The sequence below is a fragment of the Microbacterium sp. LWH10-1.2 genome (assembly GCF_038397765.1).
Classification (GTDB): domain Bacteria; phylum Actinomycetota; class Actinomycetes; order Actinomycetales; family Microbacteriaceae; genus Microbacterium; species Microbacterium natoriense.
Genome location: NZ_CP151638.1, coordinates 3,677,009 through 3,690,445, shown reverse-complemented (window position 1 = coordinate 3,690,445; position 13,437 = coordinate 3,677,009). Strand labels below are relative to the sequence as shown.

The window sequence follows — 13,437 nt, the reverse complement described above, 5'->3', positions numbered from 1 at the left end:
CATCGATCGCCGGGGCCCAATCATTTCGAACTGGAAGCCTCTCGGGCGTCACTGCGCGGGCAGGCACCCGCCGTCCATGATGTAGCCGCCCGCCTCGATCGACAGGGCGTCGGCGGTCACCGAGCCGAACACACACCCGCCCTCAGGGGCGTCCGCACCGAAGAGCAGAGTGCCGTAGTCGTCGCGCACGTAGGCGCCGGAGAGGCCGGCATCCGCCAGCGCATCCTGCACCGCGGTGGTCGAGAGCGCGCCCGAGGTCCGCAGCTCCTCGAGAGCCGGCTGAGCGACCGCGATGGCCTCTTCGGCCGCCGCGCGGGCCTCCTGGGAGAGGTCCATCCGCTCCCGATAGCGGTCGTTCTGCGCCATCGACTTCTCCGGGTCGTAGGGGGCGCACTCCGGGGGCATCTCGACGCCCTCGATCTGCGGACAGGCCGCGGTCGGCGTGGGGGTGGGCGTCGCCGTCGTCGACTGCGGCGCCGCGGGTGTGGCGCATCCCGCGAACAGCAGAGTCATCGCGCACACGAGGAGGGCGATGCCACCCCTCGACCTGTCCCCCCGGATATCGGTCATGCGCTCATGAAACCACACCCTCGGGCGCCCCGGAAGGAGCGGCGCCCGACGGTGCGGGCCACGTCGATCACGGCATCAGGCCTCTACGGCACGAGCACGGTGCGGATGCCGGGCGCCTCGGGCTCGTTCCAGACCGACTCGACGTCGGCGAGGCGGGCGGTGCGGGTCTGCACGGAGATGCGGCCGTCGCCGATCGCCTCGACGAGGGACGGGAGCTCGGCAAGGTACTCGCGCGGCCCGATCGACCCCTGCCCGCTGCCGATCAGACGCAGGTGCGCCGAGCGCAGCGCCGCCGAGGGGAGCGTGATGTCGGGCCCCGCCACGGAGCCGATCTCCACCCAGTCGAGCGGCCGGCTGCGGTCGGTCCTGGCGGTCAGCACCGCCCTGATCGCGCGTTCGGTGGGCGCGCCCCAGAGGTAGTCGAGGACGACATCGACGTCGCGGGCCGCGTCGGCGAGCTCGGCATCCGCGGAGGCGTCGTCCAGGGCGATGGTGCGGTCGGCGCCGGACTCGCCCACCAGCGCGAGTCGACCCCGATCCCTCCCGGCGGCCACGACCTCGCCGGCGCCCAGCAGCTTGGCGACCTGCACCGCCATGGCTCCGGCGTTCCCTGTGGCCCCGAGCACGAGCACCGATGCGCCGGGCGTCCACGCGACGCGACGGCGGAGCGCGACCCACGACGACATCGCGGGGTTCATCGCCGCGGCGATCCTCACGGCATCCGCACCGTCGGGCAGGGCGATCGTGCGCCGCGGATCGATCACGGCCTTCGTCGCCATCGTGCCGTGCCGGGTGTCATCGACGGCGAAGTAGACGAGCGCGCCGTCGTCGCGGCGGCCGACGCCGTCGACGCCGGGGATGAGCGGGAAGCGCTCCGGTGCTCGTGTAGTGCGCTCCGCTCGCACCGGAGCGCACGCGCGGGTGGAGACCCGCGGCGAGCACATCGATGACGACCTCGCCCTCCTTCGGCTCGGGAAGGTCGAACGGAAGGAAGTGCGGTGGCTCGTCGAAGCTCGTGACGACGGCGGCATCGGTGTGGATCATGGCTATGACTCCTTATTGGTTCGTGTCACGAACTATAATAGTACGCATCGCGAACCATTTGGTTAGACTGTTCCCATGACGGATGCCGCGCTCTCCCCGGCCGATGCCCTGGCACAACTGACCTTCCTCGTGCAGAAGATCCTCGAGGAGCGCTCGGCCGCCCAGGGGATGTCGGTGGTGCAGGGGCGGATGCTCGGCATCCTGCGCGACCGGACGCCGCTCATGAGCGAGCTCGGCGCCCGCCTGGGCCTGGACAAGTCGAGCATCAGCGGGCTCGTCGACCGCGCCGAGAAGCGGGGACTCGTGGAGCGCTTCCGCTCCCCCGACGATGGTCGCGCGGTGCAGGTGCGCCTCACGGACGAGGGCCGCGCACGCGCCACAGCGGGCGAAGCCGAGTTCGACGCGGAGGCCTCGCGGCTGCTCGCGCATCTGCCGGAGCCCGAGCGCACGACGCTCGTGCGCCTGATCAGCCGCCTCCTCATCGCCGAGGCGGAGGAGTCCGGGTTCGACATCCGGTGACCGAGGCCGGCGGCCGCGGCGCCCGGGATCGCCCGTGGGCGTCCGCGAGGGGTTACGGTGGCGGTGTGGATGCTCCTGACCCCCTGCCCGATCGCCCCGCCCCCGACAATCCGCAGGGCAAGCTCGTGCTGCTGCGCCACGGAGAGACGGAGTGGTCGAAGAGCGGCCGCCACACCGGACGCACCGACATCCCGCTGACCGCCCACGGCGAGGAGCTGGCCGCCGCGGCCGGCCGACTGGTGCGCGGCTACGACTTCGGCCTCATCCTGACGTCCCCGCTGCAGCGCGCACGACGGACGGGGGAGCTCGCCGGACTCGACGCCGAGATCGACCCGCTGCTGGTCGAGTGGGACTACGGCGGGTACGAGGGGCGGACCAGCGCCGACATCCGCGCCGAGCTCGGCTACGACTGGACGGCGTTCAACCACGGCGTGATCCGCGGCGAGACCCCTGGCGAGACCGTCGAGGAGGTCGCCGCACGGGCGTCCCGCGTGCTGACGAGGGTGCTGCCGGCGATGGCCGACGGCGACGTGGCGCTGATCGCGCACGGCCACTACCTGCGCATCCTCACGGCGGTGTTCCTCCGCGAGGCGCCCCGGTTCGGCGCGCAGATCACGCTGGATGCCGGCTCGGTGTCGGTTCTCGGCTACACCAGGGAGCAGCCCGCCATCCTCGCCTGGAACCACGGCCCGCAGCTGCCGCTGAAGCCCTCGGAGTCCTAGCTCGCCTGGGCCCGGTGGGCCTCAGATCGCCAGCAGTCGCGCCGCGCGATCCGCGTCGATGCCGCCGCGCCATCCGGAGAGAGGCGGTGTGATGTCGGATCGGGGCCCACCCGACCACGCATCGGCGACCTCTTCGCGGGAGACGAACCTGTCCCAGCTGGGCGAGAGGGTGCTCGGCAGCACCCCGTACTCGGCGAGTCCGATGAGGACGCCGTAGCGCTGATACTTGTCCGCGCCCGCGACCACCTTGGCGCGGGCGATCGCTCGCTCGAGCTCGCTTGCCCGGGTGCCAGCCGGCTGGGCAGAGATCACCTCGAGCAGAGTGCGCAGCCGCTCCCTGTCATCTTCAGTGGGAGCCGGAAGCCCCTCTGCGGCCGCGGTCTCGAGATCGGGGAGATAGTGATGCGGCTGCTCGTTCCAGGCCCAGCCGAGTGCGAGACGGAGCAGCACCTCGGTCGAGTCGAACTCGAGCGCACTCCCCTGTCGCGCCGCCAGCCCGCAGTCGGGCACGCCGTTCTCCGCCACGGGAGCGGCCGCGAGGTGCCGTGCCCACGCGAAGGAGATCACGGTCTGGCGTCCGTGCCAGGCGCTGCCGAGGCCTGCGATGAACGCACCGAGCACGGCATCCTCGTGAAGCGCGGTCGCCGCGGTGATCGACCGCTCGACGATCTCGACAGGTGTGCAACGTTCGACGGAACGAATCGGCCACCCCGAGGACTCGGCCTCAGCCTCGTCGGCGGCCTCTCGCGACGCCTCGGCCCCGGCGACACCGCCCGTGCGGGTGAAACGGTAACCGTACAGTCGCATGAGGAGTTCGAGTTCTGGTCCAGCAGGAATGCGGCGGGGTGCGGGAATCACCCCGCCAGGCTATGACATCGCCGACGTCTCCGCACCGGTCGCGAACGGAGCCCCCACGCCGATGCCACGCCCGGTCGGGCGCCGTCCGGAGACCATGTCGGCGGCATGGGGCACGATGGTCGCATGACCGACGGCTACGACCCCGGATTCCTCTCGAACGCTGTGCCGCTGCCGCATCCGGCCCAGGATGTGCACGCTCTCGACTACCCGCGTTTCACCGTGCTGCTCGACCGGGGTCGTCGACTCGCGGCGGCGACCGGGGTGAACATCGATGGCCCCCGCCTGCTCGATCTGCCGCGCGCGGGAGAGTGGCGCCTCGACTCGCGCGTCGACGACGCCGCGCAGACCGGCCCCGCCGTGTACGCGCGGAACGACCTCGACCGTGGTCACCTCGTGCGCCGCCGCGACCCCGGTTGGGGTGAGGCGGCCGAGGCGCGAGCGGCGATGGAGGCCACGTTCTTCTACACGAACGCCGCACCGCAGGCCGCCGGCTTCAACCAGTCCAAGGAGCTCTGGCTCGGGCTCGAAGACCATGTGCTCGCCTACGCCGAGGCCACGGCCCAGCGCATCTCGGTGTTCACCGCGCCCGTGCTGGCCGACGACGACCCGCCATACCGCGGCATCCGCATCCCGCTGCGGTTCTGGAAGGTCGCAGCCTGGTCCGGAGCAGGCGGTCTCTCCTGCGCGGGCTTCATCCTCGACCAGTCCGCGCTCGTCGATACCAGCGAGGGGCTGCTCGCCGCTCCCCCGCTTGGGGCGTTCCGCACGTTCCAGGTGCCTGTGGCGGAGATCGCTCGCGTCACCGGTGTCGACTTCGGCGTGCTGACCGATGCCGACGTGCTCGCGCACCCCGGGGCACGCGCGGACGGATGGCGCGAGCTGACCACGGCAGACCAGATCGTGCTCTGACACCGGCACGACACCTACCCCGCGGCACCGCGGGGTGGCGCCAGCTCCACCCCGCTTCGGCAGCCCGCTGTATGGGATCGCCGCGGGTTCCTTTCTAACGTCGAGGTATGACGTCCGGTCACCTCGACCGCTCAGGAAAGGCACCCCTCATGACCTCGAACACCGCGCTTCGTCGCACGCTGACCCGCGCCTCAGGCGCCATCGCCGTCACGGCCTGCGGCCTCGTGCTCTCGCTCGCCTCCGCACAGGCGGCGAGCGCAGCGCCGACCTCGGTCAAGATGATCGTCGGAGGCTCCGCCGCGTCCGAGAAGTACCCGTTCATGGCGAGCATTCCGATCACGGCGCCGCTCGCCGGGCTCGACGACGGCGGCTGCGGCGCGGCGCTGATCGCACCGGAGTGGGTCGTGACCGCCGCGCACTGCGTGGACCGGGAGATCGGATCGTTCGCCGAGGGCACGGTGCGCATCGGCAGCGACAAGCGCACCTCGGGTGGAACCGTCCGAGACATGGTGCAGGTGTTCCAGCATCCCGATTACGCCCAGGGGATGCCGAATCAGAACGACATCGCGTTGATCCGCCTCGACGAGCCGGTCTCTCAGCGACCGATCGCGATCGCGGATCATGCAGCGGACCCCGGCAGCGCCACGCGCATCCTCGGGTTCGGTCTCACCACGCCCGAGCAGAACCCGACGAAGTGGAAGATGTCCAAGAAGCTGCGGCAGCTCGAGACCGTCCGCGGCGATGCGTCCGAGTGCGATCCGGGCTTCGCCGGCGCCACGCGTCTGTGCACGGTGAGCCACAAGGCCGATGCGATGGCGTGCAACGGCGACTCCGGCGGCCCGCAGATCCAGCGCGGCAGCAACGGACGCTGGGAGCTGATCGGCGTCACGTCCGGACCGGGCGCCATGTCGCCCTCCTGCGAGAAGGGCCCGGGGCTCTACACCGACGTCACGGCGTATCGCGACTGGGTCTCGCAGACGATGGCGGCCAACGAGTAGCCGGCGGCGCGCTCCCTCTACACTCGACTGGTGCAGGACGACCGATCGGGGGGGCACGTGGTCATCGCCGCCTTCATGCTCGTGATCACGGGCGCCCTCGTCGCCTTCGCGGGTTTCCGCGTCCGCGCTCTCGTGCCGTCGCACTGGACGCGCGTCGAGGGGCAGTGGATCGGCCCGTCGCTGCGCTGGTCGCCCTCCCGGTACGACTACGTCACCGCCGAGGGTGTCAGCCGCTCCGGCGTCGCCAGGGTGAAGGTGATGTTCCGTCCGCCGCACGGCGGCACCTGCGTCGTCGCGTACGACCCCGCCGACCCGTCTCGATCCCAACCCGCCCAGCTCCGATGGAACGGCGGCGTGCTCATCGCGGTCGGCGTGCTCTGCGCCGTCGCCGGAGTCGTCTTCTCCGCGCTGACACTCGCGTAGCGGCGAGTCGCCCCGCGAGGCCCCGCGCTCTCCTATCATGGGGTGGGAAATATCGATATGACGGTTCGGAGTCGCCTGCATGGAAGACCCCCGGAGCGACGCCGAGCTGCTCCGAGAGCTGCGCGACGGCGAGCGCGACGCCTACGTGGTCCTGTGGGAGCGCCACATCGGCGCGGCCCTGCGATACGCCCGTCGAATGCTCCCCTCCCGCGCCGAGGATCTCGCCTCCGAGTCGTTCCTCGCGATCTACCAGCAGATCACGACCTCGGGCACGGGCCCCGACTTCGCCTTCCGCTCCTACCTCAAGGCCGTCATCCGCAACACCGCGATCCGCTGGCGCAAGGAGGCGAGCAGGTTCGACGACACCGTGGAGGCGGATGCGGTCGACTTCCGCGACGCGCTGAGCCTGGTCGAGCGGGAGTCCAACGCCAACGAGCTGCTCGGAGCCTTCCAGGAGCTGCCAGAGCGCTGGCAGAAGGTGCTCTGGCTGTCGGAGGTCGCGGACGTCGCGAGACCCGAGATCGCCCGCGAGCTCGGCATCAAGCCGAACGCGGTCTCAGCGCTGCACCGCCGGGCACGATCCGGGCTGAAACTCCAGTGGCTGACGCGGCAGGTGCCCGTCGTGCTGCGCGAGGATGAGACCCACGCCGCGCGCCTGCTCCCCCGGCACCTCTCCGAGCCCGACGACCAGCTCCTCGCCCGCGAGATCACGACACACCTCGAGTCGTGCGACATGTGCAGCGACCTGCTCGTGAGCCTGCGCACCGATGCCCGACGCCTGCAGGGCGTCACCCTCTCCGCCGCGGGCTTCGGCGCACTCGGCGTCGCTCTGCCCGCGACGAGCGCACTCGCTCCCGGCACGGCGGTGGCCGCCAGCATCCTCCTCGCGGGAGCCGGCACGGGCATCGCCAGCCTGCTCGCCGGCGGTGTCGGCGTGCTGGCCGTCGGCGGCATCCTGCTCGGCTCCTTCTTCCTCCAGCCAGGGGACATCGATGCCCCGGCCCTCGCCGACACGAACGTGCAGGTACCGGTCACGACACCGACGCCCGACGGGGCGTCACTCGGTCAGACCGGCACCACACCCACCTCCACCCCCGTGACGACCGTGCCGCTGCCGCCGCGGCTCGGGCGCTGGAACTCGGACCCGAACGTTCCGCTCGTCGACTTCCGCACGGAGCCGGTCTCGCAGTACGTTCCCCCGGCGCCTCAGCCCGCCGGACCCGAGGTCCCCGGCCCCGGCACCGACCCCGGAGGGATGCCGACGCTGACCCCTGGTCTCACGTCTCCACCCGATGTCACGGCGTACCTCGCCCCCCAGATCACCGGCCGCACGACCCCCGGAAACTCCGTCGCGATCGAGTTCGCATCGCAACGGTACGAGGTCGATGTCGCACCGGACGGATCGTGGACCTTCGACACCCGCCCTCTCGCCTTCGACGCCGGGGCGTACGACTACGCCGTGTGGGCTTTCACCTCCACCGAGCAGTCGCTCGCGACGACGGGGACGATCACCGTGCAGACCCCGACGGTGCAGGGGTTCGAGCAGATCGAGGGGCCGATACCGCTCGAGGAGGCCCGGACCACGGGGATCGTCATCTCCCTCACCGGGCCGCCGAACGGCACGATCTGGGCCTCCACCCCCCAGACCGACGCGACCATCACCCTGGATGCGACCGGCCACGCGACCCGTCGGATCAGAATGCTCGCCGACGGGTGGTACCCGTTCGCCTTCTCCGTCATCGACGCCGACTGGTACTCCGGCCCGGGGATCACCGCACCGGTCGACGTCGTCGACCCCACCCGCGACCCCTCCTGGCCGCGCGGAGGCGGGGGGATCTTCGAGGTCGTCGATCCCTGAGCGCGGCGCGGCGCCATCGCGCCCTGAACGGCACGGCTGGGGCGGTGCGGACCGAGGAGCCGATCACCTCATGGAAGTATCGCCGTATGCGTTCTCGTGTGTGGGCGGTCCTCGCCGTCGCGGTGGTGACCGTCTCCCTCTCGGGTTGCTCTTCGCCCCTGGACGTCTCCGAGGCGGAACGCGCCGCAGCGGCGACCTGCGAGGTCCTCCAGCCGCTGCCCGGCGTCGCCTCGGCATCCTGCGTCGTGGACGACGGCGGATTCGACGCGGGCATCTCAAGAGACACGAGCGTCACGCTCGAGGCCGGAGTGACGGCGCAGGAGGCCCACCGCATCATGACCACGTGGCTGTCGTCGAAGGACGGCGGATTCGACGAATACGAGGTCAGCGGCTCGCGGGCGACGTCGCTGCGGATGTCGCTCACGACCAATGAGGACGCGTCGTTCTCCCTCGCTCCCGGGACTCCGCCGACGGGAGTGGCCTTCGTCGAGGAGTGGCTCAGCCGGGCGCAGCGCGGGATGCCGATCTCGGCATCCGCAGGAGACGGGCGCACCATCCGCGTGCCGAACGAGGGTCTCTCCCCCGCCGCGCAGGCGACTCTTCTCGATGAGTTCGCGATGCAGACCCGCGCCGACGGGCTCACTCTCGCGATCGGAGACGGCTCCACCGTCGAGTCCCCCGTCTCGGCCTCACTGAGTGCGACGCTCCACGCACTCGACGCGCCCTACCTCGGCTTCGTCGCGAGCGACCCCGACCATGAGCTCGAATTCGACGTCGATGTCTTCACGGGGTCTCCTCCGCGGCTCCGCTTCAGGATCCCGACCGGCATGGCCCCGAGCATGCCACCCGATCGACCGCTCACGGAGACCCCCGGGTGGGACGGCATCCTCGCCATCCTCGCCGCCGCCGCACCGGGCGGTGACCCCTATTCGGTCGCTCTGACCGGGATTCCCGGTCAGGTGATCGGCGGATTCAGCACCTCGGGATGCACACCGGAGCTGACCGGCCCGGAGCCCCAGTTCGGCGGGGAGCTGCAGGCGCAGTGGGCGCAGATCCACGGCATCCCCCGACCGGAGACGTGCCCGCGTTAGCGCACCGACCCCACCGGGCCCCGACCGGCAGCTCGTGGGCGACCCCGGCGGTGACAGCGAGAGGTCCCGCCGACGCCATCGGGACGTCTGCGGGACCTCAGCGAAAGGATGCCGCGATCAGGACGTCGCGGAACCCGCCCGTCGACGAGTGCGGACGAGCAGGGCGATGCCGCCCAGCACGAGCGGCACCCCGATCAGCGCCCACAGCGACGGCACCTGACCGCCGGTGATCGCCAGCGTGGCGCTCCCGTTCGGCGTCTTCCCGACGGTCGCCCCACCGGTCGTCCCGCCCGTGTCGGGCGCATCGGGGATCACGGGGACGGCCGTCCACTGCGCGGTGAAGGTCACTGCGACCGTCACGGGGTCGGTCGGCGTCGTGCCGGGGATCGACGACGCCCATCCGGCGAACGTGTAGCCCGCGCGCACCGGATCGGCCGGCACGACCGGCGTCTGGCCGGGTGCGACGCTCTGCGACGTCGTCGCGTCGCCGTTGGCCGGGTCGAACACCACGTCGACGGGCGCAGCCATCCACTGCGCCGTGAACGTCACGGGAGCGGTGACGTGATCCGCCGGCGTCACGCCGGGCACCGACGACGCCCAGCCCGCGAACGTGTAACCGGGTCGCACCGGGTCGGCGGGCACGAGCGGCGTCTTGCCCCAGTCGACGATCTGCGTCGAGTCGGCGGTGGTCCCGTCGGCGTAGGCGAAGGTCACGCGGTAGTGGAAGGCGAGGACGAGGGCGCCCTGGTCGGGGACGGCGCTGTTCGCGTGCCCGGTGACGAGGACACCGCTGGTGGGTGACGTGTACGTGACCGGCGACGGCTCGGTGTCGACGCTGCCGCTGCCCGACAGGGTCGGCAGACCCGTCGTGTCCTCGGCTCCGACGACCGTGACCGACCCCGCGTAGGAGTCGTTCGACACGAGGTAGCCGGCGCCTGCCGCCGAGGCGAACGTGCCGCTCTGCGCAGTCAGCGAGCCGCCCGTCATGGTGAGCGCTCCACCGCCGACGAATCGCGACCCGCCGAAGCCGGCGGCGTACTGCCCTCCGCGCACGATCACGTCACCTCCGCGGATCGTCAACGCTCCGGCGGTCAGGTCGGTGGTGTCGCTGCCGATCCCCGGAAAGTAGGGCCACGGGTCGGCAGGGTTCGCGCTGCCGACCGCCTCGAGGCGCCCCGTGCCGACGGAGTCGTCGACGGTGAGCGTCGAGGCGCTTCCGACGTGGAGACCCGGCCCCGTCAACGGAGCCAGGGTGAGCGAGTGGCCGTTCAGGTCGAGGGTGACGCCTGCACCGGACGGGACGCCGAGATAGTCGGCTGTTCCGCTCGCGTCGATGTCGGCGCCGAGGACGATCACGTCGCCGTCGGCGGCGGCGTCGAAAGCGGCATCCAGAGCGGTCCAGTCGGTGACGGTCGTCGTCGCCGCCTGCGCGGACGTGGCCGTGAGCGTCAGCAGTCCCGTCAGAGCGAGAGCGGGTGCGAGCAGCAGAATGCCGCGTCGCCGAATAGTGCGAATCATCGTGTGTTCTCCCCAGCGTGCGATGCTCTGCCCCCAGAAGACAGAGATGTTCCGAAGAAGAGAACGAGACGAGGCGTGGAATCTGTCGGAGATCGCGAAATCCGACCCCCACCGATACACCGTTATGCAACCGTGACGGGTGATTCGTGTAACACAATCCGCGCTGCGGCGTCTCTTCTTATGAGGACGTTCTGCGCACGCGCCCCCGAAGGCCTGCGCGTCTCTCGTTCCTCGCCCCCCATACCCCCGCCGCCTCCGTGCGCCCGCCTCCCCGGAGACCCCTGTGCCGTCGACTCTCGTCGCCCTGACGCTGCCCGCGCCCACCCTGTCCGCCGAAACCGAACCGACACCGACGCCACGCTCATCGCGGCGGCCGCCGACGGAGATCGCGCCGCCGCCGGCGAGTACTTCACCCAGAACCTGCGGATGCTCACCGCCATGGCGCGCCGCATCGCCGGGAACGTGATGGATGCCGACGACCTCCTGTCGGAAGCCATCGTCTCCGTGCTGGCGCTCTGGGCCCGCGGCACCGGGCCGCGCACCCATCTGGCCGCCTATCTCGCACGTGCGATGCGGAACCGCGTGACGGATGAGCTCCGCTCCCCCCGCTCGCGCACCTGGAACCTGGATTCGTCGTGGGAGCGCGCCGCCGACAACGACCCCCGCCTGACCGAGATCGATCTGGAGCGCGACGTCGCGGCCGTCCACGAGATCCTGAGTCTGCTTCCCGACGATCAGCGCATCGTCCTGACCGCCATGCACATCGAGGGGGCGAAGCCGAGAGATCTCGAAGTGCGGCTCGACCGACCGGCATCCGCGATCTCGTCGCTCGCGCAGCGCGCCAAGGCGAACTTCCGCCGTCTTCTGGAGGAGCGCGAGTCCGCCATTGCGGCACGGCACGCCATCTGCGCCTGAGCGCGGATGCCGCCTACATCCCGCGCAGTCCGAGCAGCCGGCTGAAGAATCTCGGCCTGCGCTCTCCTCTGCCCGCCAGCTTGTCGTCGAGCGCGGGAGTGTGGGGAGGGAACGCGTCGAGCACGTGGTCTGCATCGAGGGTGACCGATTCGCCCTTCGATACCGCGCGCGCCGCGGGGACCCATCCCGTGACGTGGAGATACCACCCGGTGTCGAGGTCCGTCACGCGAGCGGGCAGGATCACTTCGATCTCATGATCTCCGTCGAGCCACGCGCGCCCGGGCTCCACCCGAGCGACGCGGACGACCCTGGCGGAAGTGTCGGCGCTCCACACCGTGCCCTTCCGCCAGCGCTTCACCAGTTCTGCGTCTCGGCGCTCGCGGACGTCCTGCCGCCACCAGAACGTGCACAGACCCGCCAGCAGAAGTCCGGTCGATCCCCACAGGACGATCTGGAACAGATCAGGGCTCACGGAAGTCCTCCTCAGGGCTCACGGCACCGCGGTCTCTCGCCGAGCGGCCATCCGCACGATAGCAGGCCGCTCGGATGCGGGCCGAGGCGGTTCGATGCGCCCGTGCCTGGAGACGCGGGAGGGTCGAGCGCCCGCAGGCGGGGAGCGAGAATCCGCGGGCGGACTCGCGCCACCGGGGCCGGAGAGCCGCAGGACACACGACCCTCCGGCCCCTCGGCCGCCGATCCCGGGGTCAGCTGTACACGTTGTCCGGTGTGAGCAGTTCGGTCAGCGGGGTCATGAGTGCGCTGACAAGGTTGGACTTCTTATCCTCGATATCCGAGTTCACCATGACGACGAGTGTCATCTCCTTCTCGGGCAGGTAGATCGTGACGGTCTTGTAGCCCGGCAGGCTGCCGTTGTGGCCGATCCATCCGTTGATCTTGAAGATGCCGAGTCCGTATCCGGCGTCTTCGGCGCCCGGCACCATCGGCGTGACATCGAGTCGTTCCTTCTGGATTCCGGGCGAGAGGAGCTCGCCCTTGGCGAGTGCGGGCACCCAGACCTTCAGATCATCGAGCGTCGAGATCATCGCTCCTGCAGCCCAACCCCAGGACGGGTTCCAGTCGGTCGCCGTGGTGGCAGCGCCGTCGAGCGTCTGGTTCGTGTACCCCTCCGCATGCGGCGAGGGGAACTCGCTGCCCGACGGCAGGAACGTGTGGTCCATTCCCAGCGGATCGGTCACCTCGGTCTTCACGACGTCCGCGAGGGGCTGGCCCGTGATCTTCTCGATCGCGAGTCCGATGAGGATGGTGTTCGTGTTCACATACTCGACCTGCGAACCGGGCTCGAAGTGCAGTGGCTCGTCCTTCACCACGTCGAGAAGAGACTGCGGGGTGACCGGCTGACGCGGGTCCTCGAGCAGCGACATCTGCCACTCTTCGTTCTGCGAATAGTCGGCCAGGCCCGATTGCATACCGGCGAGGTGGCGGAGAGTGATGCGGTCGCCCTCAGGGACGCCATCGACGTACGTCGAGATCGGGTCGTCGAGTGAGGCTCTACCGACATCGACGAGGCGCAGCAGCGCCGTGATCGTGAACGTCTTCGTGACGCTGCCGATGCGGTGATTGACATCTGTCGTGAGCGTCGTCTTCTTGTCGACGTCGGCGTACCCGGCGGCCGTGACGTAGTCGCCTTCAGGACTCCAGACGGCGACGATCGCGCCCGGCAGCTTCTGCGTCGTCACGGCATCCTCGATGATCGCGTCGAGCTTCTTGACGGTCGCCGCGTCGAAAGCGTCAGGCTGGTGTGCGTCGGTGCTGGTGGAGGGCGCCGAGGCGCGAGGGGTCGAGCATCCGACGAGGGCGACGGATGCGACAGCGATGCCGGCGATGAGCGCGGCGGCGGTGCGGGTCGAGCGGGCCTTGAGATTCACGATCTGCTTCCTGTCGTACGAAGGGTGAGCTCCCATCGTCGATCGCGACGTCACGTCCGCACATCATGCGCGAGTACCGGTCTCGTAGTCCCACCGGACCGTCTCGGCAGCGGTGGATCACACCGG

At 70.4% G+C, this 13,437-nt stretch carries 14 protein-coding genes; 8 read left to right on the top strand and 6 right to left on the bottom strand.

The window, feature by feature from the left end; translation table 11 throughout:
- Positions 1-48 precede the first annotated feature (48 nt).
- Together MRBLWH10_RS17220 and MRBLWH10_RS17215 are read right to left on the bottom strand one after the other, a co-directional pair.
- Entirely contained in the window at positions 49-570 is a 522-nt protein-coding gene (locus MRBLWH10_RS17220) for a hypothetical protein (RefSeq protein WP_341940860.1), read from the bottom strand.
- Between the two features lie 83 nt (positions 571-653).
- On the bottom strand, positions 654-1,514 hold the full coding sequence (locus tag MRBLWH10_RS17215; protein ID WP_341940859.1) for a zinc-binding alcohol dehydrogenase family protein: 861 nt from the start codon (positions 1,512-1,514) through the stop codon (positions 654-656).
- A 175-nt stretch (positions 1,515-1,689) separates the two neighbouring features.
- Here MRBLWH10_RS17215 and MRBLWH10_RS17210 point away from each other — a divergent pair, with 175 nt between their 5' ends.
- Entirely contained in the window at positions 1,690-2,133 is a 444-nt protein-coding gene (locus MRBLWH10_RS17210) for a MarR family transcriptional regulator (RefSeq protein ID WP_341940858.1), read from the top strand.
- A gap of 65 nt (positions 2,134-2,198) precedes the next feature.
- Entirely contained in the window at positions 2,199-2,855 is a 657-nt protein-coding gene (locus MRBLWH10_RS17205) for a histidine phosphatase family protein (RefSeq protein ID WP_341940857.1), read from the top strand.
- Positions 2,856-2,876: 21 nt separating this feature from the next.
- On the opposite strand, the gene MRBLWH10_RS17200 is transcribed toward MRBLWH10_RS17205, so the two are convergent.
- Positions 2,877-3,662: a hypothetical protein gene (locus tag MRBLWH10_RS17200; protein ID WP_341940856.1), complete on the bottom strand. Its 786-nt coding sequence runs from the start codon at positions 3,660-3,662 to the stop codon at positions 2,877-2,879.
- A gap of 174 nt (positions 3,663-3,836) precedes the next feature.
- On the opposite strand from MRBLWH10_RS17200, the gene MRBLWH10_RS17195 reads away from it, so the two are divergent.
- The 5 genes from MRBLWH10_RS17195 to MRBLWH10_RS17175 all read left to right on the top strand — a co-directional run bounded on the left by MRBLWH10_RS17195 (position 3,837) and on the right by MRBLWH10_RS17175 (position 8,992).
- Complete coding sequence (locus tag MRBLWH10_RS17195) at positions 3,837-4,622, top strand: DNA/RNA non-specific endonuclease (protein WP_341940855.1); 786 nt, start codon at positions 3,837-3,839, stop codon at positions 4,620-4,622.
- Positions 4,623-4,771: 149 nt separating this feature from the next.
- Complete coding sequence (locus tag MRBLWH10_RS17190; protein ID WP_341940854.1) at positions 4,772-5,620, top strand: serine protease; 849 nt, start codon at positions 4,772-4,774, stop codon at positions 5,618-5,620.
- Between the two features lie 30 nt (positions 5,621-5,650).
- Positions 5,651-6,043: a DUF3592 domain-containing protein gene (locus MRBLWH10_RS17185; RefSeq protein WP_341940853.1), complete on the top strand. Its 393-nt coding sequence runs from the start codon at positions 5,651-5,653 to the stop codon at positions 6,041-6,043.
- Positions 6,044-6,122: 79 nt separating this feature from the next.
- Positions 6,123-7,901: a sigma-70 family RNA polymerase sigma factor gene (locus MRBLWH10_RS17180; protein WP_341940852.1), complete on the top strand. Its 1,779-nt coding sequence runs from the start codon at positions 6,123-6,125 to the stop codon at positions 7,899-7,901.
- A gap of 86 nt (positions 7,902-7,987) precedes the next feature.
- A complete protein-coding gene (locus tag MRBLWH10_RS17175; RefSeq protein WP_341940851.1) occupies positions 7,988-8,992 on the top strand; it encodes a hypothetical protein in 1,005 nt (334 codons plus the stop codon).
- Between the two features lie 117 nt (positions 8,993-9,109).
- Here the strand turns inward: MRBLWH10_RS17175 and MRBLWH10_RS17170 are convergent, their stop codons facing one another.
- Positions 9,110-10,510, bottom strand: a complete 1,401-nt coding sequence (locus MRBLWH10_RS17170; protein WP_341940850.1) for an InlB B-repeat-containing protein — start codon at positions 10,508-10,510, stop codon at positions 9,110-9,112.
- Positions 10,511-10,690: 180 nt separating this feature from the next.
- On the opposite strand from MRBLWH10_RS17170, the gene MRBLWH10_RS17165 reads away from it, so the two are divergent.
- Positions 10,691-11,425 (top strand): sigma-70 family RNA polymerase sigma factor, encoded by a 735-nt coding sequence (locus MRBLWH10_RS17165; protein ID WP_341940849.1) that lies wholly within the window; start codon positions 10,691-10,693, stop codon positions 11,423-11,425.
- Between the two features lie 13 nt (positions 11,426-11,438).
- Here the strand turns inward: MRBLWH10_RS17165 and MRBLWH10_RS17160 are convergent, their stop codons facing one another.
- Both MRBLWH10_RS17160 and MRBLWH10_RS17155 read right to left on the bottom strand, forming a co-directional pair.
- The gene (locus MRBLWH10_RS17160) at positions 11,439-11,897 is read right to left on the bottom strand and encodes a hypothetical protein (RefSeq protein ID WP_341940848.1); all 459 of its coding nucleotides are present in this window, start codon (positions 11,895-11,897) and stop codon (positions 11,439-11,441) included.
- A 232-nt stretch (positions 11,898-12,129) separates the two neighbouring features.
- Entirely contained in the window at positions 12,130-13,311 is a 1,182-nt protein-coding gene (locus tag MRBLWH10_RS17155; protein WP_341940847.1) for a serine hydrolase domain-containing protein, read from the bottom strand.
- Positions 13,312-13,437 lie beyond the last annotated feature (126 nt).